Here is a 25,456-nt window from a genome sequence, read left to right on the forward strand (position 1 = left end):
ATGGAGGCGCACCATGGCAGCCGGAGATTATCCCGGGCTGATCATCTGATCATGCCGGGCTGATCATTCGATGATGCGGGGCTGATCACTTTGATCATGCCGGGCGGGTCATGCTCGTCCCTGCTTCAGGATGAGGTCGTAGAGCAGTTTGGCGCTTGGCGGCAGTGCGCGTCCCTCCGCCGTGATCAGCCCGTAGGGCTTGATGCGGATCGGGATTTCGGTCTTGAGGATGCGGATTTCTCCGGCCGGCGTACGATTGCCGGCAATCAGGTTGGCGACGTCGAGCGCCACCGGCGCGATCGCATTGGTGTTGCGCACGATGGACAGCGTCAGGATGATCGACGAGGTGTTGATCACGGTTGCCGGCAGCCTGACGCCGGCGGACACGAAGCTGTCCTCGACCGCGCGTCTGAGCAGCGTGCCCGGCGGCTGGAACACCCAGTCATAGGAGGGCAGGTCCTCGGCGCCGACCACGGGCTTGTCAAGCAGCGGATGGCCGTCACGCACGATCAGGCAGACCTCCTCGTAGCCGATTTCCACCATGTTGAAGAGCCGCGGCGGCTGGTCGTCGGGGATGCGCCCGATGATGAAGTCGTGCCGCGCGGCGAGCAGTTCCCTCGCCAGCACGTTGCTGTTTTCGATCTGGACGTTGATTTCGATGCCGGGATAGGCGGTGATCACCTGGCGAATTGCGGGGACCGCGAGGTTGAGCGCCGGGCCGGTGACCGAGCCCAGCGAGACCGAGCCGCCGCTGCCGGTCTTGAGTTCGCTGATTTCGCGCGAGGCCTCCCGAAGCTCCAGAAAGATCGTGCGCGCGCGCCGCGCCAGCGCCTCGCCATAGGGCGTCAGTTCGACGCCGCGGGCGACGCGTTCGCAGACCGGCGCCTTCAGCATAGTCTCGATTTCCGACAGCATGCGCGAGGCCGCCGGCTGCGAGATTCCAAGGGCTTCGGCCGCGGCGCTGATGCGCCGGTGATCGTCGATCGCGAGAATCAGCCGCAGGTGGCTGATCTTCAGGCCGGAACGGAAGAGCGCCGAATCGAAGAGTTCGCCGGTCGTGCCGGCGGTGCCGGGCTTCTGGTCGCGCATTCTCAGCCTCCTTCATTTTCCCCTTGGTTTTCAAGGATTTTCAAAAATCACACTGTTTGCAGGTGCTATATCATTTTTGGTATGCATTCAAAGCGATATTGTATTTGACAGTTATATGTTTTGATTCCAGTTTTCACCCATGTGCCAGCGCATGTGGGAGCATGCGAGGCGGGGAGGCCTCTCCTTCACCTTGATCCGCAGCCAGGGACGAAGATCTCGGGCGGTGGATTACTGCGCATAGACGGAAAGGCTCTGCCTGCCGGCTTCAACTTTTTTGGGAGAGAACTGATGAAATTGATGACTTCGCTTCTCGCAGCCGCTGCGATTTCGATCGCGTCCTTCGCTGCGCCGGTATTTGCGCAGGACAAGGGCACGGTCGGCATTTCCATGCCGACGAAGACGTCGACCCGCTGGATTTCCGACGGCGAGACGATGGAGAAGCTGTTCAAGGAAGCCGGCTACACCCCGGACCTGCAGTTCGCTGACGACGACATTCCGAACCAGCTCGCCCAGATCGAGAACATGGTGACCAAGGGTGCCAAGGTTCTCGTCATCGGCGCCATCGACGGCACGACGCTTTCCGACATCCTGCAGAAGGCCCATGACGCAGGCGTCAAGGTTATTGCCTATGACCGTCTGATCCGCGACTCGGGCAACGTCGACTACTACGCCACCTTCGACAACTTCCAGGTCGGCGTGCAGCAGGCGACGTCGCTGGTCCAGGGCCTCAAGCTCGACGGTGCGACCGAGCCCAAGAACATCGAGCTCTTCGGTGGTTCGCCGGACGACAACAACGCCTTCTTCTTCTATGACGGCGCGATGTCGGTCCTGCAGCCGCTGATCGACAGCGGCAAGATCGTCGTCAAGTCCGGCCAGAAGGGCATGGACCAGGTCGGCACGCTGCGTTGGGACGGTGCGGTTGCCCAGGCCCGCATGGAAAACCTGCTGTCGTCGAACTACACCGATGCCAAGGTCGATGGCGTGCTCTCGCCCTATGACGGCCTCTCGATCGGCATCATCTCGGCGCTGAAGGGCGTCGGCTACGGCTCGGGCGACATGCCGATGCCGGTTGTCACCGGTCAGGACGCGGAACTGCCGTCGGTCAAGTCGATCCTCGCCGGCGAACAGTATTCGTCGATCTTCAAGGATACGCGCGAACTGGCAAAGGTCACCGTCGGCATGGTCAATGCGATCATGGACGGCAAGGAGCCGGAAGTGAACGACACCAAGACCTATGAAAACGGCGTCAAGGTCGTTCCGTCCTACCTCTTGAAGCCGGTTGCCGTCGACAAGTCCAACGTCAAGGACGTGCTCGTCAGCTCGGGCTACTACACCGAAGACCAGATCAACAACTGATCTTTTTGAGCATGGGGGCCCGCGCGACGGCGCGGACCCCTTTTATCCAGATGACGGAGCCGGTACTCTCTCGCAGACTGCCGCTGGAATGACTGAACATGGACAATATCATTCTTGAAATGCGTGGCATCACCAAGACGTTTCCGGGCGTCAAGGCGCTGGACAATGTCAGCTTCAAGGTCCGCGAAGGTGAAATTCACGCACTCGTCGGCGAAAACGGCGCCGGCAAGTCGACGCTGATGAAGGTGCTGAGCGGCGTCTATCCCGCCGGCACCTATGACGGCGAGATCTACTATGACGGCGAAGCCCGCCGCTTCTCGACGATTTCCGACAGCGAAGACCTCGGCATCATCATCATCCACCAGGAACTGGCGCTGGTGCCGCTGCTTTCGATCGCCGAGAACATCTTCCTCGGCAACGAGATCGCCAGCAACGGCGTGATCCACTGGCCGCAGACCTTCGCCCGCACGCAGGAGCTCCTGAAGAAGGTGGGCTTGAGCGAATCCCCGGCAACGCTCATCACCGACATCGGCGTCGGCAAGCAACAGCTGGTCGAGATCGCCAAGGCGCTATCGAAGAAGGTGCGGCTGCTGATCCTCGACGAGCCGACCGCCTCGCTCAACGAAACCGATTCCGATGCGCTGCTGAAGCTCCTGGTGGAGTTTCGCACGCAGGGCATGACCTCGATCATCATTTCGCACAAGCTGAATGAGATCCGGCAGGTCGCCGACCAGATCACCATCCTGCGCGACGGCGGCACGGTCGAGACGCTCGACTGTCACAGCGAAGACATCGGCGAAGACCGGATCATCAAGGGCATGGTCGGCCGTGCCATGGAAGACCGTTATCCGCCGCGCGAGCCGAATATCGGCGAGACGTTGCTGGAGGTGAAGAACTGGAATGTCTTCCACCAGCATCACCGCGACCGGCAGTTCCTGCATGACGTCAATTTCACCGTGCGCGCCGGCGAGGTCGTCGGCATCGCCGGGCTGATGGGCGCAGGGCGCACCGAAACGGCGATGAGCCTCTTCGGCAAGTCCTGGGGCCACAAGATCACCGGCGAGGTGACGATGCGCGGCAAGCCCGTCGATGTCAGCACCATTCCGCGGGCGATCGATGCGGGTCTCGCTTACGTCACCGAGGACCGCAAGCAACTCGGCCTCGTGCTGATCAACAACATCAAGGAGAACACGACGCTCTCCAACCTGAAGGCGGTTGCCTCGAACGGGGTCATCGACGACCGCAAGGAAGCGAAGGTCGCCTCCGACTATCGCTCGAAGCTGCGCATCCGTTCGCACTCGATCTATCAGGAAACGGTCAACCTTTCGGGCGGCAACCAGCAGAAGGTCGTGCTGTCCAAATGGCTGTTCACCAATCCGGAAGTTCTCATACTCGACGAGCCGACACGCGGTATCGATATCGGCGCGAAATATGAGATCTACTCCATCATCAACCAACTTGCCGCCGAGGGTAAAGGCATTCTGATGATATCATCGGAAATGCCGGAGCTGCTTGGAACCTGTGATCGCATCTACGTCATGAATGAGGGCCGCATCGTCGCCGAGCTCTCGAAGGCGGAGGCGAGCCAGGAATCCATCATGCGTGCCATCATGCGTTCAGGGGAGAAACACTAATGGTCGCCGATACGAGCACCCAAACCAACAAGCCCTCGATCGGGGACTATCTCAAGAACAATATCCGCGAATACGGCCTGCTCGTCGCGCTTGTCGTGATCATGCTGTTCTTCCAGTTCGTGACCGACGGCGTGCTGTTCAAGCCGGTCAACATCACCAACCTGGTGCTGCAGAACTCGTTCATCGTCATCATGGCGCTTGGCATGCTGCTGATCATCGTCGCCGGCCATATCGATCTGTCGGTCGGGTCGATCGTCGCCTTCATCGGGGCGATTTCGGCGATCATGCTGGTCAAGTGGGGTCTGCCGGCCTTTGTCGTCATCCCGGCCTGTCTGATCGTCGGCGGCATCATGGGGGCGGCCCAGGGCTATTGGGTTGCCTACCAGAAGATCCCGTCTTTCATCGTCACGCTTGCCGGCATGCTGGTTTTCCGCGGGCTCACCTATGTCGTGCTCGGCGGCCGCCCGATCGGCCCGTTCCCGAAGGAGTTCCAGCTGCTGTCGACCGGCTTCGTTCCGGATTTCCTCAATTTCCTCAATCCGGCACCCGAGACCATTCAGAACGTGGTGGCACTCATCGCGGTCATCGCGCTCGTCGGCTACGCGATCTACGCGGGGCTTCGCGACCGCAAGATCAACGAGCAGCACGGCACGGAGAACGAGCCCTTCGTCTTCTTCGCGGTGCAGATGGCGGTGATCGCCGCCGTGGCGTTGTTCATCGGTTTCCAGCTTGCGACCTACCGCGGCCTGCCGAACGTGCTGATCGCCATGGCCGTTCTCATCGCGCTCTACACCTTCATCACCACGCGCTCGACGATCGGCCGCCGCATCTATGCCATGGGCGGCAACGTCAAGGCGACCAAGCTCTCGGGCATCAATACCGAGCGGCTGACCTTTTACACCTTCGTCAACATGGGCGTGCTGGCGGCACTTGCCGGCATGATCATCACCGCCCGCCTCAACTCGGCAACGCCGAAGGCCGGTGTCGGCTTCGAGCTTGACGTCATCGCGGCCTGCTTCATTGGCGGCGCCTCGGCATCCGGCGGTGTCGGCAAGATCATCGGCGCGGTGATCGGCGCCTTCATCATGGGCGTGATGAACAACGGCATGTCGATCATGGGCATCGGCATCGACTACCAGCAGCTGATCAAGGGTCTCGTCCTGCTCGCTGCCGTCTTCTTCGATGTCTACAACAAGAACAAGGGTTGAGCCGAAAGCCATAAGACCCGACGCGAACCAGTAACATTCACCGGCAGCCGCGGTTGCCAGGATCGGCGGATTGGCCCGCTGGAATTGGGTGGTGAAAGTCACCCACGGGGACGCTTTTGCCTTGAGAAGGCGAAAACTGCGACCCGAACGACGACAGGAAGGACAGGATCGTGCTGATTTCGCAGATCAGGAACGAAGACGGATCGATAACGGTTGCGGTGCGTTTGCCCGGCGAAACCGCGCATGCGATCAAGGGCGCTGCAAGCGTCTATTCCCTGGCGATGGAAGCGGCCAATGCCGGGCGCAGCCTGAAGGAGACGATAGAGGCCAAGGGTCTCGGGGCGACCGTCGATCTCGACAAGGCCTATGCGGAGGGACGCTTCCTGCCGCCGATCACCCATCCGGATCCGGCGCATCTGCACCTGACCGGCACGGGCCTCACCCATCTCGGCTCCGCCGCGACCCGCGACGCCATGCACAAGAAGACGAGCGAGGCGGCCGAGGAAACGCTGACCGACTCGATGAAGATGTTCCGCATGGGGCTCGAAGGCGGCAAGCCGAAGGCCGGCGAGATCGGCGTGCAGCCGGAATGGTTCTACAAGGGTAACGGCACCAGCGCCGTGGCCCCCGGTGCTCCGCTCGTCTCGCCCTCCTTCGCGGAGGATGGGGGTGAAGAGCCGGAAATGGCCGGCATCTACGTGATCTCCGACAAGGGCGTGCCGTTCCGCATCGGTTTTGCCGTCGCCAACGAATTCTCCGACCACAAGACCGAGCGGGTCAACTATCTCTGGCTGGCGCATTCGAAGCTGCGGCAGGCGAGCTTCGGTCCGGAAATCCGCGTCGGCGCAGCACCGGAAGATATCCGCGGCATGTCCCGGATCCTGCGTGGCGGCAAGGTGCTGTGGGAGAAACCGTTCCTGTCTGGCGAAGCCAACATGTCGCACAGTTTCGCCAATCTCGAGCATCATCATTTCAAGTACGAACTGTTCCGCCAGCCGGGTGATATCCACGTTCACATGTTCGGGACGGCGACGCTTTCCTTCGGCGACGGCATTCGCACCGAGGAAGGTGACGTGTTCGAGATCGAGGCGTCGGGCTTCGGCCTTCCGCTCCGCAACGCCCTTGCCATCGCCGCGGAAGAACAGGTCGCCATAAGCCAGCTCTGACACATCTCCTAAGCGCGACCGTTCACGAGGAACGGTCAAGCGCCTTTATCAAGGAGGCTCGAAGCCTATGACGTTGCACCAGAACCTGATTGCCGGCGAGTGGGTCGGCGGTGACGGGGTTGCCAACATCAACCCGTCGAACACCAATGACGTGGTGGGCGAATATGCCCGCGCCTCGGCTGACGATGCGCGCGCGGCGATCGCGGCGGCCAAGGCGGCGTTTCCCGCCTGGTCGCGCTCCGGCATCCTCGAGCGCCATGCGATCCTGAGGAAGACCGCCGACGAGATCCTCGCCCGCAAGGACGAGCTCGGAAAGCTTCTGTCGCGCGAGGAAGGTAAGACGCTGGTCGAAGGCATCGGCGAGACCGTGCGCGCCGGCCAGATCTTCGACTTCTTCGCCGGCGAGTGCCTGCGCCTGGCCGGCGAAGTCCTGCCGTCCGCCCGGCCCAATATCGGCGTCGAGATCACCCGCGAGCCGGTCGGCGTCGTCGGCATCATCACGCCCTGGAACTTCCCGATCGCCATTCCCGCCTGGAAGATCGCCCCGGCGCTCTGCTACGGCAACACCGTCGTCTTCAAGCCGGCCGAGTTGGTGCCCGGCAGTTCCTGGGCGATCGTCGACATCCTCCATCGCGCCGGCCTGCCGAAGGGGGTCTTGAACCTCGTCATGGGCAAGGGCTCGGTCGTCGGCCAAGCGATGCTCGACAGCCCGGATATCCACGCCATCACCTTCACCGGCTCGGTCGGCACCGGCAAGCGCGTCGCTGCCGCCTCCGTCGAGCACAATCGCAAGTACCAGCTGGAGATGGGCGGCAAGAACCCCTTCGTCGTGCTCGACGACGCCGATCTGTCGGTGGCGGTCGAGGCGGCGGTCAATTCCGCCTTCTTCTCCACCGGCCAGCGCTGCACCGCGTCCTCGCGCATCATCGTCACCGAAGGCATTCACGATCGTTTCGTGGCGGCGATGGGCGAACGGATGAAGGGGCTGACGATCGACGATGCGTTGAAGGCCGGCACCCATATCGGCCCGGTGGTCGACGAGAGCCAGCTCAACCAGGACACCGACTACATCGCCATCGGCAAGCAGGAAGGCGCGAAGCTGGCCTTCGGCGGCGAGCTTCTGAAGCGCGACACGCCCGGCTTCTATTTGCAGCCGGCGCTGTTCACCGAGGCGACGAACGCGATGCGCATCAGCCGGGAAGAGATCTTTGGGCCGGTCGCCGCCGTCATCCGCGTCAGGGATTACGACGAAGCGCTCGCCGTCGCCAACGACACGCCCTTCGGCCTGTCCTCCGGCATCGCCACTACTAGCCTCAAGCACGCGACCCATTTCAAGCGCAATGCCGAAGCCGGCATGGTGATGGTCAACCTGCCGACCGCCGGCGTCGACTTCCACGTGCCCTTCGGCGGCCGCAAGGGCTCGTCCTACGGCTCGCGCGAGCAGGGACGCTATGCCGCCGAGTTCTACACCACCGTCAAGACGGCCTACACCCTGGCTTAAGGGAAGCCGTGCAGGGCCCGCGTGATCTGCGCGGGCTGCTCAAGGAAGGAAAAGATGAAGAAGAAAGCTGAGTGGCCACGCCGGCTCCGTTCCCAGGAGTGGTTCGGCGGTACGGGCAAGAATGCCATCATGCATCGCTCCTGGATGAAGAACCAGGGCCTGCCCGCCGATACGTTCGACGGGCGGCCGATCATCGGCATCTGTAATACCTGGTCGGAGCTGACGCCGTGCAACGCGCATCTGCGTGACCTTGCCGAGCGGGTGAAGCGTGGAGTCTACGAGGCGGGCGGCTTCCCGGTCGAGTTTCCGGTCTTCTCCGTCGGCGAAAGCACGCTGCGCCCGACGGCGATGATGTTCCGCAATCTTGCGGCGATGGACGTGGAAGAGGCGATCCGCGGCAATCCGGTCGATGGCGTCGTGCTGCTCGGCGGCTGTGACAAGACCACGCCGAGCCTGCTGATGGGGGCTGCCAGCGTCGATATCCCGGTCATCCTCGTCTCCGGCGGCCCGATGCTGAACGGCAAGTGGCGCGGCAAGGACGTCGGTTCCGGCACGGCGATCTGGCAATTCTCGGAAATGGTGAAATCCGGCGAGATGTCGCTGGCCGAGTTCATGGATGCAGAGCAGGGCATGGCCCGCTCGGCCGGAAGCTGCATGACCATGGGCACCGCTTCCACCATGGCCTCGATGGCGGAAGCATTGGGAATGACGCTGCCCGGCAATGCGGCAATCCCCGCGGTCGACGCACGTCGGCGGGTGATCTCGCAGCTTTCCGGCCGCCGCATCGTTGAGATGGTCAAGGAGGACCTGAAGCCCTCCGACATCCTGACGAAGCAAGCCTTCGAAAATGCCATCCGCGTCAACGGCGCCGTCGGCGGCTCGACCAACGCCGTGCTCCACCTCCTGGCGCTTGCCGGCCGCATCGGCGTCGACCTGACGCTCGACGACTGGGATCGCCTCGGCCGCGACGTGCCGACGATCGTCAACCTGCAGCCGTCGGGCAAATACCTGATGGAGGAGTTCTACTACGCCGGTGGCCTTCCGGTCGTGATCAAGGCCGTCGGCGAAATGGGCCTCTTGCACAAGGAGGCGCTGACCGTCACTGGCGATACGATCTGGAACGACGTCAAGGATGCGGTGAACTACAACGACGACGTCATCGTGTCGCGCGACAAGGCGCTGACCAAGTCCGGCGGCATCGCGGTGCTGCGCGGCAATCTGGCGCCGAAGGGCTGTGTCCTGAAGCCGTCCGCCGCTTCGCCGCACCTGATGCAGCACAAGGGCCGTGCCGTCGTGTTCGAGAGCATTGAGGACTATCACGCCCGCATCAATCGCGATGATCTCGATATCGACGAGACCTGCATCATGGTGCTGAAGTATTGCGGCCCGAAGGGTTATCCCGGCATGGCCGAGGTCGGCAATATGGGCCTGCCGCCGAAAGTCCTGAAGAAGGGCATCACCGACATGATCCGCATTTCCGATGCGCGCATGTCCGGCACGGCCTATGGCACGGTCATCCTGCATACCGCACCGGAAGCGGCCGATGGCGGTCCGCTGGCGCTCGTGCAGAATGGCGACATGATCGCCGTCGACGTGCCGGCTCGCACCATCCACCTCGAGGTTTCGGATGAGGAACTGGCTCGCCGTCGCGCAGCCTGGGTGTCGCCGGTGAAGCCGCTTGCCGGCGGCTATGGCGGCCTCTACGTCAAGACGGTCATGCAGGCCGATACCGGCGCGGACCTGGACTTCCTCGTCGGTCCGCGCGGCGCGGAAATTCCGATGAACCGCGACAGTCACTGATTTTTCTGGCTGCTGGAATGCAATGCCGCACCGCTTGTCGGTGCGGCATTTCCATTTCATCCAACCGGTCGAAAGGGTGCGCAAGCTTTGCGCGCCTTCGATGGCGCACCATCGCGAAAGTTACTTGCCCTATGACTGGCCCTATGACTGGCTTTGACTCTGGCTTTGCTGCTGTTGTTCGACCGTTACCGATACTTTGAGCGTCTCCTTGGCTTCGCCATGGATCAGCCCCGATATGGGCGCGGCGTCGCGGTAGCAGAGGCCAGAGGCGATCCGGACATAGCGGTCGTCGGGGCAAATCTTGTTGGCGGCGTCGAAGCCGACCCAGCCCAGTCCGTTCAGATGAATTTCCGCCCAGGCGTGGCTCGCCGTCTGGTCGGGCTGACCCTCCATCATCAGATAGCCTGAGATGTAGCGGGCCGGCAGGGCAAGCGAGCGCGCTGCCGCGATCAGGATATGGGCGTGGTCCTGGCAGACGCCGCTGCCGCTTTCCAGCGCATCCTCGGCCGTCGTCTCCGCATGGGTCTCGCCGGGCTTGTACTCCACCGCCTCGTGGACCGTCGCCATCAGCGCATGCATGCGGGCAAGATCGGTGTCGCCCTCGGCGGATTTCGCCAGTTCCCGGATCAATTTGCCGGCCTTGGTCAGAGGCGTCTCGCGGGCATAGAGCCACAGCGGCACGTAGGACTGATGCGGACCGAAGACGCCGGCGCGGTCCTCCGTATGCACCTCGCCCGAGGCCGTGATGCGGATCGCCTCGCGGTCGCCGTCGACGCTGACCAGGTGAACCCGGTTGCCGAAGTGATCGTCATAGCTCACTTCGATCGCGGCGCCATCGACGAGCGTCTGCCAGCCGAGCACGGTCTGGCCAGGCTGGGTCAACGGCGTCAACCGCAGGCGCTGGAGTGCGTATTGCACGGGCTCGTCATAGTGATATTCGGTCGTGTGGCTGATCTTCAGGTGCATGCCATCCTCCCGAACTCAATAGAACCGGTAACCGTCGGAGATTTCCTGTCCCAGACGGTTGTTGTGGCTGATGAAGTCCTCGAGATATTCGTGCAGACCCTGGTCCATGATGTCCTTGATGGACTGGCTGCGCAGCGATGCGAGCGTGCGGTCGGCCGTGTCGTGGGCGGCGTGGCGCTCGCCATATTCCCGCTCGAGATAGCCGAGGTTGCTGGCGATCTTTTCGTAGCAATAGGCAAGCGAGCGCGGCATGCGGCCATTGGAAATCAGGAAGTCGGCGATGTTGGCTGGCCGGAGCTCGGCATCATAGACCCAGCCATAGGCGCGATGCGCCGAGACCGACCGCAGGATCGATTCCCACTGCACATTGTCCATGGACGAGCCGACGGCGGCGACCGCCGGCAGGAGTACGTAGTATTTCACGTCGAGGATCCGGGCGGTGTTGTCGGCCCGCTCGATGAAGGTGCCGATGCGCGAGAAGTTGAAGATCTCGTTTCGGAGCATCGTGCCGTGGAAGGCGCCGCGAATAAGGCCGGCTTGCCGCTTGATCGTGTCGATGATCTCCGGCATGTCGGTCGGGCGCGCCCTCTTGGAAAGCATCGCCTTCATCTCGAGGTAGCATTCGTTGGTCGCTTCCCAGGTTTCGCGGGTGAGCGCGGTGCGCACCATGCGGGCGTTGTGGCGGCCTGCCTCGATGCAGGACATCACGCTCGACGGATTGGCGCGGTCGCGCAGCAGGAAGTCGATCGCGTCGATGCTCGTCAGCTTGTCGTGCACCTCGTCATAGTTTTCACGCACGCCGGCGCTTTGCAGCACGCCGTCCCAATCGTCTTCGCTCGCTTCGCTGCGCGTCAGCGACATGCGCAGGCCGGCGTCGATCAGTCGGGCGCCGTTTTCCGCGCGCTCGATGTAGCGGAACATCCAGTAGAGGCCGTTTGCAGTTCTTCCCAGCATCTCTCAGTCCTCCAGCACCCAGGTGTCCTTGGTCCCGCCGCCCTGGCTGGAATTCACGACCAGCGAACCGGCCTTCAGCGCCACGCGCGTCAGGCCGCCGGGGATGATCTGCACCTTGTCGGAGACGAGGACATAGGGGCGAAGGTCGACGTGCCGGGGCGCAATGCCCTTGTTGACGAGGATCGGCACGGTGGAAAGGGAAAGCGTCGGCTGGGCGATGTAGTTGTTGGGGCGGCTCTTCAGCTTTTCCGCGAAGACGGCGCGCTCCTTCCTGGTCGCCGTCGGCCCGACCAGCATGCCGTAGCCGCCGGAACCGTGCACTTCCTTGATCACCAGCTCTCCCAGGTGTTCGAGCACGTATTTCAGGCTCTGCGGCTCGGAACAGCGCCAGGTGGGCACGTTTTCCAGGAGCGGCTTGCGGCCGGTATAGAACTCGACGATCTCGGGCATGTAGGAATAGATCGCCTTGTCGTCGGAAATCCCGGTGCCTGGGGCATTGGCGATCGTGATGTTGCCGGCGCGGTAGACGTCCATGATGCCGGGAATGCCGAGTGCTGAATCCGGGCGGAAGGTCAGCGGATCGAGGAAGTCGTCGTCGACGCGGCGGTAGAGCACGTCGATCGCCTCGTAGCCGCGGGTCGTACGCATCTTCACCTTGCCGTCGATGACGCGCAGATCCGAGCCCTCGACGAGTTCCACGCCCATCATGTCGGCGAGGAAGGCGTGTTCGTAGAAGGCGGAGTTGTAGATACCGGGCGTCAGCACCGCGACGCGCGGCTTGCCGCTGCAGCCGGGAGGGGCGAGCGAAGCGAGGCTCTGGCGCAGCAGGTAGGGGTAGTTCTCGACCGGGCGCACGCGGTTCTGATGGAAGAGTTCCGGGAACATCTGCATCATCGTTTCGCGGTTTTCCAGCATGTAGCTGACGCCGGACGGTGTGCGCGCATTGTCCTCCAGCACATAGAACTGGTCTTCGCCGGTGCGCACGATGTCGGTGCCGACGATGTGGGTGTAGACGCCGCCCGGCGGCCTAAAGCCGATCATCTGCGGCAGGAAGGCTTCGTTCCTCTCGATCAGTTCGCGCGGGATGCGGCCGGCGCGGATGATTTCCTGCTTGTGGTAGATGTCGTCGAGAAAGGCGTTGAGGGCGATGACCCGCTGTTCGATGCCCTGGGCCAGCTTGCGCCATTCGCGGCCGGAGATGATGCGGGGGATGAGATCGAAGGGGATGAGCTTTTCGGAGCTGTCTGCGTGTCCGTAGACCGCGAAGGTGATGCCGGTTTTGCGGAATATGTTCTCGGCTTCCTTGGATTTCGCTATGAGCCGATTTCTGTCCTGGCTGGCATACCATTCATGATAGGTCGAATATGGCTGGCGCGGACTGCTGTCCGCATTCATCATTTCGTCAAATGCCAAAGGCGTGGTCCCCTTATTTTTGACCATTTGAGTACAACGCTGGTTGCAATGCAAGAAGCGTGCTCAGTCGCCTGAAAAGAAAATTGACGCCTGTTTGCCGGGGAAACTGCCCAACAACCGGGCAGCGGGATGCAGCCGCCGAAAAGCTGCGGCGGCTGCACGGCTACAAAATGTGCACATGCCCTAAAATTGGACTTGAGTTTCGAGGCTAACCGAGACCCAGGCAGGCGATTGCGAGCGCCGACAGAATGCAGAGAACGAGGAGCGAGAGCAGGGCAGCGGCACTGGCGCGCGGGCCGGCATTGGCGAGCGTACGGATGTCGACCTCGAGGCCGAGTGCGGCCATGGCGATGACGGTCAGCCAGGTGGAGGCCTTCACGGCGCCTGTCGCGAGCGGATCGGAGATTACGCCGCTGTTGCGGGCGATGGCGACGGCCAGGAAACCGAGGATGAACCAGGGAACGAAGTGGGCGACGGTGGCGAGGCGCGAACCCGTTTCACGGCGCTCGCCCGGCATGGATCCAGACTCGGCATCGCGGCCGCCGATCAGCGAGAAACAGAAGACGATGGGGCCGAGCATCAGCACACGCATGAGCTTGACGAGCGTGCCGACCTTGACCGAGAGCGAACTGAAAGGGCTGGCAGCGGCCAGCACCTGCGGTACGGCGTAGACCGTCATGCCGGCAAAGACGCCGTAGCCCTGCGGCGTCATGCCGAGCCAGCCGCCGACGAAGGGCAGAGACAGGACGACGGCGATGCCGAGGATGGCGGTAAACGAGATGGCGGCTGCCACCTCTTCGCCGCGGGCGCCGATCGCTGGGGCAACGGCCGCGATGGCGGAGTTGCCGCAGATGGCGTTGCCGCAGGCGATCAGTGTCGCCAGGCGTTTCGGCAGGCCGAGCAGCCTTGCGATCAGGTAGCCGGTCGAGATCGACAGCAACACCATGGAGACGACGGTAGCGAGCAGCGTCGGCCCGCTCGCGGCGATCGCGTCGAAGCTCAGCATGGCGCCGATCAAGACGATCGCGGTCTCCAGCAGAACCTTGGCGGAGAAATGGATGCCGGAGAGGAAGCGGGCGCTGGGCGTCCAGATGGTGCGGACGACGGCGCCAAGAAGAATGGCAAGAACAAGGGCCTCCAGCCAGGCCCGACCTGTCCAGCGCCACTCGATCCATTCGAGGCCGATGGCCGCGAGCGCGACGAGACAGCAGAGGAATAGTCCCGGAAGAATACACGTCAGGCGGGAAATGGAGGACGAAAAAGTGAAGCGAAATGTAGGATGCAATCTGGACATGGCGCGCAACCTACGCCGATCCATGAATCAGTCTAACGGATTATTCTTGTCATTCTGATCGATTTTTGAGATTGATCTGCCATGACACTCGATCAGCTTAGAATCTTCGTCGCGGTCGCCGAGCGCCTGCACATGACCAAAGCCGCCGAGGCGATGAACGTCACCCAGTCAGCGGCAAGTGCTGCAATCGCCGCGCTCGAAACCCAGCACGACGTGCGGTTGTTCGATCGGGTCGGCCGCGGCTTGGCGCTGACGGATGCCGGCAAGGCGTTCCTGCCGGAGGCGAGGGCGGTCCTCGCCCGGGCGACGGCAGCGACTGCCTGTCTCAACGATCTCTCGCAGCTTCGCCGCGGCGAACTCTCGATTGCCGCAAGCCAGACGGTTGCGAGCTACTGGCTGCCGGTGCGCCTCGCCCGCTTCACTCACGACTATCCGCAGGTCGACGTGAAGCTGACCGTGCGCAATACGGCCGTCGTCGCCGAAGCAGTGGAGGAGGGGACCGCACAGCTCGGCTTCGTCGAGGGCCGCGTCGATGGCGCCAAGCTCGACCATCGCCGCGTCGCGATCGATCGCATCGCGGTCTACGCTTCACCCGCGCATCCGCTCGTCGGTGCCCCGGTCAATCTGGCGATGCTGCTTGCGGCGCGTTGGGTGCTGCGTGAAGAGGGGTCTGGTACGCGGGCAATGTTCCTGCAATCGATGGCTGATCAAGGAGCGGACCTCGAGGGGGTGAAGATCGAGCTCGAATTGCCTTCCAACGAAGCGGTGTTGACGGCTGTCGAAAGCGGTCCATTCGTGACGGCCGTCTCCCGGCTTGCCGCCCAGCCCTTCGTCGACAGCGGCCGGCTGGTCGAGCTGCCATTCGGACTGGCGGAGCGCAGCTTCGAACTGCTGACGCATCGTGAAAGGCAGTTCAGCCGCGCGGCGCGCGCCTTCGTGGAACTGCTTTGAAGCAAGCCCGTTCACATCGACGATTGCCATTCGACGTAACCGGTCGATAATTGAGAGATCCTCGACTCGAAGAGGTGATCATGGCATTCGAAATCGTGGAAAGACCCGCGCAGCGGATTGCCGGCGCCTTCTGGGAAGGCACGTTCGTCGAGGCTGCCGATGGCGCCGTGCGCCGGCTGATTACCGAGGTGCAAGGGCATCATCGACGCCTTCACCCCAGGGATCATGCGGCCTTGGTCGGTCTTTCCTGGAACGATCGCCCGGACGGCTTTCGTTACCTCGTCGGCTATGTCTCGGACAAGGCCGAAACAACGATTCACCCCGGGCACGTCGACCTGCCGGCCATGCGCTTCGCCACTGCCCTGCATCATCCGGACAGCGGCGACGCTTTCGTGCACTATCAGAAGATGTTCGATTGGATTGCGGCCGAGGGCTACGCAGTCGATACCGCCCTGCTGCACTATCGCGAGGAGTACGAACCCGGATTCGTCTCGCTGTCGCTTTCCTCGCTGCGGCTGATGGTTCCGATTGGCTGATGCTTGCCATCAGAAAAATTGTTTTGACCATCAACAGGGTCGCGGCTACCTGCTTGAGTGCTCAAATCACAGGGATTTGAGCCGAAATCAACGGCAGATCAAAGTGTTACAGCGGCTTGGAGCTATTCCGGAGGGCGCGTTGCACTGCTCTGCCGTCTGCCACCGTCATCCTGATAGGCCCATCATGCTCGCCCGCCTGGCTCCCGCCATCTTCGTTCTGCTCTGGTCGACCGGCTGGGTCGTCGCGAAATATGCGGCCGCTTACGCCGATCCGCTGACCTTTCTGGTGCTGCGCTATACGCTGGCGATCGCGCTCTTCATCCTGTTCTGTGTCGCGACCGGCGCCCGATGGCCGAAATCCCTGGCGACAGTGGGTCACGCCGTGGTGTCGGGCATGTTCCTGCATGGGCTTTATCTCGGGGCGGTCTGGTGGGCGATCGGCGAGGGCGTGCCCGCCGGCATTTCCGGCATCATTGCCGGCCTGCAGCCGCTGATGACGGCGGTCGCCGCCGCCTTCGTCATCGACGAAAAACTGACGACCCAACAGAAGCTTGGGCTGGTGCTCGGCTTCTTCGGCATAGCGCTCGCCGTGCTGCCGAAGGTGCTGGCGATCGATACCGGCGCGACGCCGATCCATCTCCTGCCCGTCATCGTCAACGTGCTCGGCATGGGCGCCGTCACCTACGGCACGCTCTACCAGAAGCGCCATCTGCAGAGCGGCGATATCCGCACCATCGCGGCGCTGCAATATCTCGGAGCGCTGATCGTCACAGTCCCGCTGGCGCTGCTGCTGGAGGACCTGCATGTCACCTGGAATCTTCAGGTCGTTGCGGCGCTCGCCTGGTCGGTGCTGGGGCTTTCGATGGGGGCGATCGCGCTGCTGCTCTATCTCATTCGGCGTGGCCAGGTGTCGCGCGCGGCGTCGCTGATCTATCTCGTGCCGCCGCTTGCGGCCGTGCAGGCGGCCATTTTCTTCGGCGAGGCGCTGACCCTGCCGATGATCATCGGAACGGTGATCGCCGTTGCCGGGGTCTATCTCACCAACCGCAAACAGCGGGCATAAAGCATGTCGCCCAAAATGTGCGGCGGTTTTGCGATAACCACACGCGAATAACCAAAAACTGAAACGGCGGGCCGAAACAACCCGCCGTCCGTATCGATGATCTTCGGAGATCAGCCCTGGTGGCCGCGGCTGCCACCGGCGCCGCGGCGCATGCCCTGGCCACCGTCGCGGCGCTCGCCGCCAGCGCGGTTTTCGTTGCGGCCGCCATGGTTGCGGTCGCGCCGTTCGCCCTGCTTCTGGCCGGGGCGACCATGGTGCTTCTTGCCTTCGTGGTTGCGGTTACCCTCGCCACGGCCGTCGTTCTGCGGATGGCCATGGTCGCGGCGCTCCTGCTTCTGCGGGCGGCGTTCGTCGCGCAGCAGGTCATCGCCGGTGAAGCCGCTGGTAACGGCAATTGGTTCGCCGGCCGGGCGTTCACGACGCGGGCGACCGCCGTTCTGATGCTGGCCGCCGCCGTTGCCCTTGCGATGGCCATTGCCACGGCCGCTGCGGCCCTTGGCGGCGCGAGCCTGGTCGGCCGGCGCTTCGCCGCTGGCAACGGCGATCGAGATGCCCATCAGCTTCTCGATGTCACGCAGCAGGCGGATTTCGTCCGGGGCGCAGAAGGCGATCGCGATGCCGTCGCGGCCGGCGCGGGCGGTGCGGCCGATGCGGTGAACATAGGCGTCGGGCACTTCCGGCAGGTCGTAGTTGTAGACGTGGGTGACGCCGGGAATGTCGATGCCGCGGGCGGCGACGTCGGTTGCGACCAGCACGCGGATTTCGCCGTCACGGAACGCCTTCAGCGCGCGCTCGCGCTGGCCCTGGCTCTTGTTGCCGTGGATCGAAGCGGCCTTGAAGCCGACGTGGTCGAGATGCTTCATCAGCTTCTCGGCGCCATGCTTGGTGCGGCTGAAGATCAGCGACAGGCCGTCCGGATTATCGGTCAGCGACTGCTTGAGGATCTGCGTCTTCAGGTCCTTGCCGGGCACGAAGTGCACATACTGCTCGACCTTGTCGGCGGCCTTGCCCGGAGGCGTGACCTCGACCTTGACCGGGTTGGTCAGATATTCACCCGCGAGATCCGCGATCTGCTTCGGCATGGTGGCCGAGAACAGCAGCGTCTGGCGGTTCTTCGGCACGAGCTTGGAGATCTTGCGCAGGTCGTGGATGAAGCCGAGGTCGAGCATCTGGTCGGCTTCGTCGAGCACGAGGTAGCGCCCTTGCGTCAGCGTCACAGCCTTGCGGGCGACGAGGTCGAGCAGGCGGCCCGGTGTTGCGACCAGGATATCGACGCCGCGGGCGAGCTGTTCGGTCTGCTTGTTGATGGAGACGCCACCGACGACGACGCCGATCTTCAGCGGAGACTTCCTGACGAAGAGCTTGAGGTTGGCAGCGATCTGGTTGACCAGTTCGCGGGTCGGAGCGAGCACGAGGGCGCGGATGTTGCGAGGATCGGGGCGCCTTCCTTCGGCAACGAGCTTTTCGATCATCGGCAGGCCGAAGGCGGCCGTCTTGCCGGTGCCGGTCTGGGCGAGACCGATGAGATCGTTGCCCTTCAGCACCTGCGGAATGGCCTGCGCCTGGATCGGCGTCGGTTTTTCGAAGCCGTTGGCGGACAGGGTGTCCAGAATGTGCTGGGAGAGGCCGAGATCTTTAAAGGTGGACAAATGCATATACCTTTTGGGGGCGCCAAACGCATTCGCCGGAACCGCATCCTTGCTGTTCCGGTGTCGTTCGGCGTCAAGAACCCCGCGTGAATTGGGAACTTGTGGGTTAAAGAAAGTCGTCAAGCGCCTATGCTATGCCGCCTAGTGCGGCGATGGGTGCGCTATACCTTCTTCTCGGCTTTCAGTGGTTGCCGAGGGCGCGCTCACGCGGCGGCCGGAAGGTGACGCTGGGCACCATGTCGTTGGTTTGGACGAAAAAGTCAAGCTGCATCTTTTCGCAGGTGCGAAATGAGATCTACTCCAGCGCGAGTTCAAAACCGGCTTCCGCCGCTTCCTGTCCGTTGACGAGGATGACGATGCGGTGTGTGCCGGCATAGTAGCGGCGCGTCGTGATCGGCCGGATCGCATGGCGTTTCTCGATCTCGATCGAGCCGCCGGGCGCGAGCGTCGCCGATGTCCATTTGAAGACTTTGGGTGACGTCGAGCCATTCGCCTTGCGATGATGCACCGCGTAGTCGATCATCACCTTTTGGCTGGTTTTGGCCTGATGGCTGATCGCAAGGCGCAGGCCGAGGCTTTCGCCGAGCACGATTTCGGAGCGGTCGAGCGAGAGACGGGCATGGATGCGGCTCGGAGCGGCGAAGCCGAAATTCGAAAGCGCGGCCGAATGCCCCTGTTTCAGGAGCGTGCGCGAGGCGTGGCGCAGAAGCTGGCGGCGCTCCGGCGACGCATCGCCGATATGCTCGGCGACGAAGGCAGCCACCATGTCCGGGTGGTCCTTGGCGATGTCGTTGAGGCTGTTGGCGACCGACCGGCGCACATAGTCTTCGGGGTCGTCGAGGAGCGCCGTCAGGATCGGCAGGATCGGTTTCGGATCACGGATGAGTTTCGGCAGACGCATTGCCCAGGGCAGGCGCGGCCGCGTACCTTCGCTCGCCAGCCGCCGGACGTGATGGTTGGCGTCGCCGGACCAGGTCCGGATCGTTGCCAGTGCGCGATCCTGGTCGTGATCGATGAAGACGCGAATGCCGAACTCGCCGGTGAAATGCGGCGTTAGGGCGCGCAGCAGCGATAGCGACAGGTCAAAGTCCCCGAGACCGCGCAGGGCGACAAACTGGCTGACGGGCAGGAGCGCCCAGCCGTCGATACCGGGAACGCCATCCCGGGGCAGGCAAGCCGCGAGAATCTCGGCGGCTTCGGCAAACGGCTGCGGCAAGGTCTCGACGAGCGCGTCGCGGATCTTGAGCGAACGCTGCATCAGTTCCAGCGCTTCGAGACCGTCGCCTGCGAGCCGCAGGAATTTTTCCCGATCGAAGGCGTTGGTGTCGCGGGCGATCCGGTCGGCAATGTCCATGACGACCCCGGGGTGCAGCAGGTTCTTCAGCGGCTCGGCCATTGTCAGGCAGTCCTTCCCTCGTTTCTCTGGCCGCTCAGATCTTCTGGCCGTCGGTAAAATGCTGCACCAGCATGACCGCACTGATCGTTGCCGCATAAGGCGCAAACTCCGGATCGACCCGAACGCGCTCGCCGGCCGATCGGGCGGCCTCCAGCGTCTCCCATTCGACCAGATCTGCAAACATTCCCGACGTCTCGCACGAATCGACCGCGCGCCAGGAGATGAAGCCAGGATAGCGGGAAACGGCTTGCATCGCCCGGTGGCGCGTGGCTGTCGCCGCGGGTTTGTCGAGGACGATGCAAACGGCAAGCTCGAGGATGTGATCGCTGGTCATGTTCATGCTCCATGTCTGTTGGAGCTTGATTTAGCACAGGGCAACTGACAGCCTTATGGCCATAGTCGATGGTCGCATGCTTGTGCGTGTCGGGCGGCCGCTGTAGCCCTTCAAACGTGCGGCAAGATGGCGAAGGAGGCCACGCATGAGACCTGCCGACCGGCTCTTTCGCATCATCCAGCTCATGCGCGCCACCGGGCGGGCGATGACGGCGCGTGAGATCGCCGAGAAGATGGAGGTCGCTCAACGGACGATCTACCGCGACATGGAGCATCTGATCGCCTCGGGCGCTCCGATCGATGGCGAGCGCGGCGTCGGTTATCTGCTGCGCGGGGCCTTCGACGCGCCGCCGCTCGCCTTCACCTTCGAGCAGCTCGAAGCGCTCGCCTTCGGTGCCCGGGCCGTGCAGATGCTGGGCGACGGGCGGCTTGCCCAGTCGGCGCGCGAGGCGATGGAGAAGATCGCCCACGGTCTGCCTCCCGAACACCGCCAGCGGCTGACGGCGGCACCGCTTCGCGCCTTCCGCTCGGCACTCCAGCCGGAACCGCCGGCATTGCTCGGCGATCTCCGTCAGGCGATCGCCGAGAGGCGCAAGCTTCGGCTCGCCTATGACAGCCTCAAGGACGAGCACTCCGAGCGTACCGTCTGGCCGCTCGGCCTCAGCGTCTTCGGTCATAACTGGCTGCTGACCGGCTGGTGCGAGCTGAGGTCGGACTTCCGGGATTTCCGGGTCGACCGGATCAGTTCGCTTGAGGTCGAGCGCGAGCGCTACGAGGCGATGCCCGAGCGCAGCTTCGAAGCCTATCTTGCACGGATGTAGATGCAACCGCGGGCGCAAACAATTGGCGCGGAAGCGTGCCGCCGATGGAACCGAACCGAGCCTCGTGCGTTTCTTTAAAGGGCCTTTTCGGCCCAACACGATCCACAGCTTTCACTGGGAGACAATCGTGCAGAACCGGACATGGATATTGGTCGCGGACGGCAACACCGCGCGCATCGTCAAGGGCGTTAATCTCTTGAAAGAGTGCCGCCAGCGACCGGACGAGGAGACTTTTCACACCGAACCCAAGCGCGTGCAGGACATCATGGCCGACAAGCCGGGTCGGTCGCACACTTCGGTCGGATACGGCCGATCCGCAATGGAATACAAGAGCGATCCCGTTCGCGAGGAGCAGCAACGCTTCGTTGCCGACGTGGCTGAAAAACTGGAGAGCTACGCCGCCGACCATGCTTTCGACAGCCTGGTGATCTGCGCGGCTCCAAAGACGCTCGGCGATCTCAGGAAGCACCTCTCTGCGCACGTCCGGGAGCGGACGGTCGCCGAGATCGACCGCAATTGCGTCGCTGCAACCACCGAGCAACTGATCGCGACAGCGCGGGCCGCAGTGTTCCCCTAAGCCCGGCGAGGCTGCGCTTTCGCAACGTTCACTGCATCTCTTGGGGGCGTCCCGTCAGAAGTCCGTCGGGACGCCGCCTTCCGCCTTGCGCTTGGCGACGAAGGCATCGAGCTCCTCCTCGATCGCAGGGTCGAGGGGCGGCCGCTCGTATTCGTTGAGCTTCTGCTTGAAGATCCGGTTGGCGTGGTCGTAGGTTGTCGGCCGTCCGGCTTCGGTCCAGGTCTCGAAATTGCGCCAGTCGGAAAGGATGGGCGAATAGAAGGCCGTTTCGTAGCGCTGCAGCGTGTGTAACGTACCGAAGTAGTGGCCACCGGGGCCGACGTCGCGCACGGCGTCGAGGCCGAGCGCATCCTCGCTGACATCGAGCGGCGCCAGATATTCCGCCACCATCTGCAGCATGTCGACGTCGAGGATGAATTTCTCGAAGGAGGCGGTGAGCCCGCCTTCGGTCCAGCCGGCGGCATGCATGACGAAATTGCCGCCCCCTTGCGTCAGCGCCCAGAGCGACATCGCCGACTCGTAGGCCGCCTGGGCATCGAGCGTATTGGCGGCATTGGTATTCGAGGTGCGGTAGGGGATGTTGTATTTGCGCGCGAGCTGGCCGCCGGCGACCACCGCCTTCATGTATTCGGGCGTGCCGAAGGCCGGCGCGCCGGTCTTCATGTCGACATTCGAGGTAAAGCCGCCATACATCACGGGCGCCCCGCGCCGGACCATCTGGGTGAAGGCGATGCCGCAGAGCGCTTCGGCATTCTGTTGCACCAGGGCGCCGGCGATCGTCACGGGGGCCATGGCGCCGGCCAGCGTAAAGGGCGTGACCACCACCACCTGATTGCGCGACGACATCTCGATGATCCCTTGCAGCATCGGTCCGTCGAGGCGCAGCGGCGAGGAGGTGTTGATGATGGTGAAGAGCGACGGCTCGCGCTCCATCTGCTCCATGGAAATGCCGCGGCCGATGCGGGCGATCTCAATGCCGTCGGTATTGCGCTGCCGCCCGAGCGAATAGACGTGGAAGACCTTGTCCGTCAGCTTCACCATGTCGGAGAGGCAGTCGAGGTGGCGCACGGACGCGTGCAGGTCCACGGGCTCGACGGGATAGCCGCCGGTCGTGTGGACGATGTCGTAGGACTGGGCGAGCTTCACCAGCTTGCGAAAGTCTTCGTGGTTGCCGGTGCGGCGACCGCCGTCACGATCGGCGACGAAAGGCGCGCTGGCGATCTGGGCGAAGACGAGATTGTTGCCGCCGATCGCGACGTTGCGCGCCGGGTTGCGGGCATGCATGGTGAAGGAGGAGGGGGCTGAGGCGACCATCTCCATGATCAGGCCGCGGTCGAAGCGCACCCGGTCGGTGCCGGGCATCACGTCGGCGCCGGCAGCCTTCATCCGGTCACGCGCTTCCGGCAGGATGATGTCCATGCCGATCTCTTCGAGGATGGTCAGCGACGCGTCATGGATCGCCTCGAGCGCATCTTCCGAAAGGACCGTAGATTTGCTCAACATATTGACGAGATTGAGATATTTTCCGCCTGTTGACTTGCGGGCCCGTTCGGCCCCGCGGCCGCCCGGCCTGCGTCGCCGCTCCAGCGGCGTCGAAGCCGCATCGCCGGTTGCTGCATCGGGAAACTGATCGTTGTTCATGATGGTCCCACCGCGTTGCCGATGGGTGTGTGTCGCAGATTCTCGGTGGCGATGGCCCGCCATTTGCGACAGTTCAGTTCTCTCGTGGAGTAAATCGTTCCCGCTGACGCATTTTCGCAGTCCGATGGCGCAACCGTTCAAGACGGGTCGAAATCGGGGGGGGAAGGCGATTTAGGGGCGGTCGCCCCGCAGCATCTCGCGCTTGCCGGCAAAACCCTTGCGCTTTTCAACGACGAAGCCGGCGGCCTGGAGATTGCGGCGGACGAAGCCGGCGGCCGCGTAAGTCGCGAAGCTGCCGCCTGATGCCGTCTTTTCGAAGACGAGCCGCATCAGCTCTTCCGACCACATGTCGGGATTGCGCGAGGGGGCGAAGCCGTCGAGATACCAGGCGTTGAACCGGTCTTCAGCCCGGGCAACGCCTTCGAGCGCAGGGCCGCAGACGACGGTGAGGGTGACACCGTCGCCAAAGTCGATGTGGACGTCACCGTCGGGGCTTGCCGGCCAGCGGGAGACCAGGGCCTGCCGTTCCGCGTCGATCTCCGGCCAATGGCTCAACGCGCGGGAAATCTCGTCGGCGGCCATGGGAAATCGCTCGAACGAGACGAAATGCAGGCGGTCGCCGGCGCTCGCGGTCATTTTCCACTGGCGCCATGTCTCGCAGAAATTGAGCCCGGTGCCGAAGCCCAGTTCGCCGATGCGGAACGTGCCCGCGCCGACCCAGCGATGCGGCAGGCCGTTGCCGGAAAGGAAGACGTGGCCGCATTCCAGCCGGCCATCGGTACGGCAATAAAAGTGATCGCCAAACTCCCGGGAATAGGGCATATCGCCCTCGTGCCAATCGAGGTTTTGGTGCGCCGGGGGCTCGAACGGGTCTGCGGGTCCTGTCATGGCGAAGGCGATAATCCGCCGGCCGGAGAAGGTCAATCGATGAGCGAACTTTTGGTCGTCGGCGCCGGCGTCATGGGGCTGTGGGCCGCCCTTTCCGCGGCGCGCAAGGGCATGGAGGTGCGGCTGGTCGAGCAGCAGGCGATCGGCGCCGGCGCGAGCGGCGGCCTGCTGGGCGCGCTCATGCCGCATATGCCCGACCGCTGGAACGCCAAGAAGCAATTCCAGTTCGATGCGCTGGTGTCGCTCGAAGAGGAGATCGCGCAGCTCGAAGCAGAAGCCGGGATGTCGACCGGCTATCGGCGCACCGGGCGGCTGATGCCGCTCGCCAAGCCGCATCTGCGCGACATCGCGCTCCGGCACGAGCGGGACGCGAAACAGCAATGGCGCGCGGGCGACCGGCAATTCTTCTGGCATGTCCAGGAGAATGGACCGGAGGGTTGGCCGACCGGGGAGGCAACGGCGCACGGCGTCGTTTTCGATACGCTGGCCGCGCGGGTGTCGCCGCGTCGAACGCTGTCGGCACTGCGTGCCGCCCTGTTGCAGTTCTCCAATGTTCAGATCGAGGAAGGCTCAGGCGTGCGCGCCATTCTCCCGGCGCATCGCCGGATCGAGCTCGACGATGGCAGCCAGCGCAGCTTCGACCATTGCATCATCGCTGCCGGCATCGGCAGTTTCCCGCTGATCGATGCGGTGTCAGGCCCGCTGAAAGCGACGAGCGGCACGGCGGTCAAGGGACAGGCCGCGCTGTTGCGGGCAGAGGTGGATCCCGCCTTGCCGGTCATCTTCACGGACGGCGTCTATATCATCGCCCACGACGACGGCCATGTGGCGGTGGGCAGCACCAGCGAAAACAGCTTTGCCGATCCATTGTCCACGGACGAACAGCTCGACGATCTGTTGCGGCGCGCCATCCTCTTGGCGCCGCGTCTGGCGGATGCCCAGGTGGTCGAGCGCTGGGCAGGGCTCAGGCCAAAGTCAGCGGGGCGCGAACCCATCGTCGGCCGGCATCCTGATCATTCGAACATTTCCGTGCTGACCGGCGGCTTCAAGGTCAGCTTCGGCATCGCGCACCGCCTCGCGCGATTTGTCGTCGACGAGATCGCCGGCATTCCGACGATCGACATTCCCGAATCCTTCCTGAGCCGGAATCACTTGGAGGCGCTGCGCGAGGAGCATCTATAGGGCTGGATCGAGGAGGGGCTCCGCCCGCCGGCGGACCC

The 25,456-nt window shown here is 63.4% G+C and carries 22 protein-coding genes; 12 read left to right on the forward strand and 10 right to left on the reverse strand.

Annotated elements, in window-relative coordinates:
• Window positions 1-108: 108 nt before the first annotated feature.
• A complete protein-coding gene (locus tag AC0C6X_RS18890) occupies window positions 109-1,089 on the reverse strand; it encodes a LysR family transcriptional regulator (protein WP_173517496.1) in 981 nt (326 codons plus the stop codon).
• A 288-nt stretch (window positions 1,090-1,377) separates the two neighbouring features.
• On the opposite strand from AC0C6X_RS18890, the gene chvE reads away from it, so the two are divergent.
• The 6 genes from chvE (at window position 1,378) to araD (ending at window position 9,754) form a co-directional block, all read left to right on the forward strand.
• On the forward strand, window positions 1,378-2,445 hold the full coding sequence (gene chvE / locus AC0C6X_RS18895; RefSeq protein ID WP_173517495.1) for a multiple monosaccharide ABC transporter substrate-binding protein: 1,068 nt from the start codon (window positions 1,378-1,380) through the stop codon (window positions 2,443-2,445).
• Between the two features lie 98 nt (window positions 2,446-2,543).
• A complete protein-coding gene (gene mmsA / locus AC0C6X_RS18900; RefSeq protein WP_472954590.1) occupies window positions 2,544-4,079 on the forward strand; it encodes a multiple monosaccharide ABC transporter ATP-binding protein in 1,536 nt (511 codons plus the stop codon).
• On the forward strand, window positions 4,079-5,287 hold the full coding sequence (mmsB, locus tag AC0C6X_RS18905) for a multiple monosaccharide ABC transporter permease (RefSeq protein ID WP_472954592.1): 1,209 nt from the start codon (window positions 4,079-4,081) through the stop codon (window positions 5,285-5,287). The genes mmsA and mmsB overlap by 1 nt, the downstream gene beginning before the upstream one ends.
• A 170-nt stretch (window positions 5,288-5,457) precedes the next feature.
• Window positions 5,458-6,453 (forward strand): AraD1 family protein, encoded by a 996-nt coding sequence (araD1, locus tag AC0C6X_RS18910; RefSeq protein WP_173517492.1) that lies wholly within the window; start codon window positions 5,458-5,460, stop codon window positions 6,451-6,453.
• 67 nt (window positions 6,454-6,520) lie between these two features.
• Complete coding sequence (locus AC0C6X_RS18915) at window positions 6,521-7,954, forward strand: aldehyde dehydrogenase family protein (RefSeq protein ID WP_472954596.1); 1,434 nt, start codon at window positions 6,521-6,523, stop codon at window positions 7,952-7,954.
• Window positions 7,955-8,008: 54 nt separating this feature from the next.
• Window positions 8,009-9,754, forward strand: coding sequence for an L-arabinonate dehydratase (gene araD, locus AC0C6X_RS18920; RefSeq protein WP_173517490.1), 1,746 nt, complete (start codon window positions 8,009-8,011; stop codon window positions 9,752-9,754).
• 141 nt (window positions 9,755-9,895) lie between these two features.
• On the opposite strand, the gene AC0C6X_RS18925 is transcribed toward araD, so the two are convergent.
• From AC0C6X_RS18925 to AC0C6X_RS18940, 4 genes are all read right to left on the reverse strand, one after another.
• Entirely contained in the window at window positions 9,896-10,720 is an 825-nt protein-coding gene (locus AC0C6X_RS18925) for a transglutaminase family protein (protein WP_472954598.1), read from the reverse strand.
• A gap of 15 nt (window positions 10,721-10,735) precedes the next feature.
• Entirely contained in the window at window positions 10,736-11,674 is a 939-nt protein-coding gene (locus AC0C6X_RS18930; RefSeq protein ID WP_173517488.1) for an alpha-E domain-containing protein, read from the reverse strand.
• A 3-nt stretch (window positions 11,675-11,677) separates the two neighbouring features.
• The gene (locus AC0C6X_RS18935; RefSeq protein ID WP_472954713.1) at window positions 11,678-13,072 is read right to left on the reverse strand and encodes a circularly permuted type 2 ATP-grasp protein; all 1,395 of its coding nucleotides are present in this window, start codon (window positions 13,070-13,072) and stop codon (window positions 11,678-11,680) included.
• A 223-nt stretch (window positions 13,073-13,295) separates the two neighbouring features.
• Window positions 13,296-14,381 carry a YeiH family protein gene (locus tag AC0C6X_RS18940; protein ID WP_472954601.1) on the reverse strand — a complete coding sequence of 362 codons (1,086 nt, stop codon included), beginning with the start codon at window positions 14,379-14,381 and terminating at the stop codon, window positions 13,296-13,298.
• Between the two features lie 81 nt (window positions 14,382-14,462).
• Between AC0C6X_RS18940 and AC0C6X_RS18945 the strand changes: the two genes are divergently transcribed.
• The 3 genes from AC0C6X_RS18945 to AC0C6X_RS18955 all read left to right on the forward strand — a co-directional run bounded on the left by AC0C6X_RS18945 (window position 14,463) and on the right by AC0C6X_RS18955 (window position 16,931).
• Window positions 14,463-15,332: a LysR substrate-binding domain-containing protein gene (locus AC0C6X_RS18945; protein WP_472954603.1), complete on the forward strand. Its 870-nt coding sequence runs from the start codon at window positions 14,463-14,465 to the stop codon at window positions 15,330-15,332.
• An 80-nt stretch (window positions 15,333-15,412) separates the two neighbouring features.
• Window positions 15,413-15,868: a GyrI-like domain-containing protein gene (locus tag AC0C6X_RS18950; RefSeq protein WP_210266457.1), complete on the forward strand. Its 456-nt coding sequence runs from the start codon at window positions 15,413-15,415 to the stop codon at window positions 15,866-15,868.
• A 184-nt stretch (window positions 15,869-16,052) separates the two neighbouring features.
• The gene (locus AC0C6X_RS18955) at window positions 16,053-16,931 is read left to right on the forward strand and encodes a DMT family transporter (protein ID WP_472954605.1); all 879 of its coding nucleotides are present in this window, start codon (window positions 16,053-16,055) and stop codon (window positions 16,929-16,931) included.
• A gap of 110 nt (window positions 16,932-17,041) precedes the next feature.
• Here AC0C6X_RS18955 and AC0C6X_RS18960 read toward each other — a convergent pair whose 3' ends face one another.
• From AC0C6X_RS18960 to AC0C6X_RS18970, 3 genes are all read right to left on the reverse strand, one after another.
• Entirely contained in the window at window positions 17,042-18,580 is a 1,539-nt protein-coding gene (locus AC0C6X_RS18960) for a DEAD/DEAH box helicase (protein WP_173517484.1), read from the reverse strand.
• Between the two features lie 295 nt (window positions 18,581-18,875).
• On the reverse strand, window positions 18,876-19,976 hold the full coding sequence (locus AC0C6X_RS18965; protein WP_472954607.1) for a DNA alkylation repair protein: 1,101 nt from the start codon (window positions 19,974-19,976) through the stop codon (window positions 18,876-18,878).
• Window positions 19,977-20,010: 34 nt separating this feature from the next.
• Window positions 20,011-20,310, reverse strand: coding sequence for a hypothetical protein (locus AC0C6X_RS18970; RefSeq protein ID WP_173517482.1), 300 nt, complete (start codon window positions 20,308-20,310; stop codon window positions 20,011-20,013).
• Window positions 20,311-20,455: 145 nt separating this feature from the next.
• Between AC0C6X_RS18970 and AC0C6X_RS18975 the strand changes: the two genes are divergently transcribed.
• Window positions 20,456-21,130, forward strand: a complete 675-nt coding sequence (locus AC0C6X_RS18975) for a helix-turn-helix transcriptional regulator (protein ID WP_173517481.1) — start codon at window positions 20,456-20,458, stop codon at window positions 21,128-21,130.
• A 127-nt stretch (window positions 21,131-21,257) separates the two neighbouring features.
• The gene (locus tag AC0C6X_RS18980; protein WP_173517480.1) at window positions 21,258-21,707 is read left to right on the forward strand and encodes a host attachment protein; all 450 of its coding nucleotides are present in this window, start codon (window positions 21,258-21,260) and stop codon (window positions 21,705-21,707) included.
• Window positions 21,708-21,761: 54 nt separating this feature from the next.
• On the opposite strand, the gene AC0C6X_RS18985 is transcribed toward AC0C6X_RS18980, so the two are convergent.
• A complete protein-coding gene (locus tag AC0C6X_RS18985) occupies window positions 21,762-23,348 on the reverse strand; it encodes a trimethylamine methyltransferase family protein (protein ID WP_173517479.1) in 1,587 nt (528 codons plus the stop codon).
• 171 nt (window positions 23,349-23,519) lie between these two features.
• Window positions 23,520-24,236, reverse strand: coding sequence for a tRNA (5-methylaminomethyl-2-thiouridine)(34)-methyltransferase MnmC2 (gene mnmC2 / locus AC0C6X_RS18990; protein ID WP_173517478.1), 717 nt, complete (start codon window positions 24,234-24,236; stop codon window positions 23,520-23,522).
• Window positions 24,237-24,275: 39 nt separating this feature from the next.
• Here mnmC2 and AC0C6X_RS18995 point away from each other — a divergent pair, with 39 nt between their 5' ends.
• On the forward strand, window positions 24,276-25,418 hold the full coding sequence (locus AC0C6X_RS18995) for an NAD(P)/FAD-dependent oxidoreductase (RefSeq protein WP_472954611.1): 1,143 nt from the start codon (window positions 24,276-24,278) through the stop codon (window positions 25,416-25,418).
• The last annotated feature ends 38 nt before the right edge of the window (window positions 25,419-25,456 follow it).

The organism is Ensifer sp. VA4, assembly GCF_055710065.1.

Bases quoted from the DNA above. Each gene is read 5' to 3' on its own strand.
- AC0C6X_RS18890 (WP_173517496.1), bottom strand. From the start codon at position 1,089: ATGCGCGACCAGAAGCCCGGCACCGCCGGCACGACCGGCGAACTCTTC.
- chvE (WP_173517495.1), top strand. From the start codon at position 1,378: ATGAAATTGATGACTTCGCTTCTCGCAGCCGCTGCGATTTCGATCGCG.
- mmsA (WP_472954590.1), top strand. From the start codon at position 2,544: ATGGACAATATCATTCTTGAAATGCGTGGCATCACCAAGACGTTTCCG.
- mmsB (WP_472954592.1), top strand. From the start codon at position 4,079: ATGGTCGCCGATACGAGCACCCAAACCAACAAGCCCTCGATCGGGGAC.
- AC0C6X_RS18915 (WP_472954596.1), top strand. From the start codon at position 6,521: ATGACGTTGCACCAGAACCTGATTGCCGGCGAGTGGGTCGGCGGTGAC.
- araD (WP_173517490.1), top strand. From the start codon at position 8,009: ATGAAGAAGAAAGCTGAGTGGCCACGCCGGCTCCGTTCCCAGGAGTGG.
- AC0C6X_RS18925 (WP_472954598.1), bottom strand. From the start codon at position 10,720: ATGCACCTGAAGATCAGCCACACGACCGAATATCACTATGACGAGCCC.
- AC0C6X_RS18930 (WP_173517488.1), bottom strand. From the start codon at position 11,674: ATGCTGGGAAGAACTGCAAACGGCCTCTACTGGATGTTCCGCTACATC.
- AC0C6X_RS18935 (WP_472954713.1), bottom strand. From the start codon at position 13,072: ATGATGAATGCGGACAGCAGTCCGCGCCAGCCATATTCGACCTATCAT.
- AC0C6X_RS18940 (WP_472954601.1), bottom strand. From the start codon at position 14,381: ATGTCCAGATTGCATCCTACATTTCGCTTCACTTTTTCGTCCTCCATT.
- AC0C6X_RS18945 (WP_472954603.1), top strand. From the start codon at position 14,463: ATGACACTCGATCAGCTTAGAATCTTCGTCGCGGTCGCCGAGCGCCTG.
- AC0C6X_RS18950 (WP_210266457.1), top strand. From the start codon at position 15,413: ATGGCATTCGAAATCGTGGAAAGACCCGCGCAGCGGATTGCCGGCGCC.
- AC0C6X_RS18955 (WP_472954605.1), top strand. From the start codon at position 16,053: ATGCTCGCCCGCCTGGCTCCCGCCATCTTCGTTCTGCTCTGGTCGACC.
- AC0C6X_RS18965 (WP_472954607.1), bottom strand. From the start codon at position 19,976: ATGGCCGAGCCGCTGAAGAACCTGCTGCACCCCGGGGTCGTCATGGAC.
- AC0C6X_RS18970 (WP_173517482.1), bottom strand. From the start codon at position 20,310: ATGACCAGCGATCACATCCTCGAGCTTGCCGTTTGCATCGTCCTCGAC.
- AC0C6X_RS18975 (WP_173517481.1), top strand. From the start codon at position 20,456: ATGAGACCTGCCGACCGGCTCTTTCGCATCATCCAGCTCATGCGCGCC.
- AC0C6X_RS18985 (WP_173517479.1), bottom strand. From the start codon at position 23,348: ATGAACAACGATCAGTTTCCCGATGCAGCAACCGGCGATGCGGCTTCG.
- mnmC2 (WP_173517478.1), bottom strand. From the start codon at position 24,236: ATGACAGGACCCGCAGACCCGTTCGAGCCCCCGGCGCACCAAAACCTC.
- AC0C6X_RS18995 (WP_472954611.1), top strand. From the start codon at position 24,276: ATGAGCGAACTTTTGGTCGTCGGCGCCGGCGTCATGGGGCTGTGGGCC.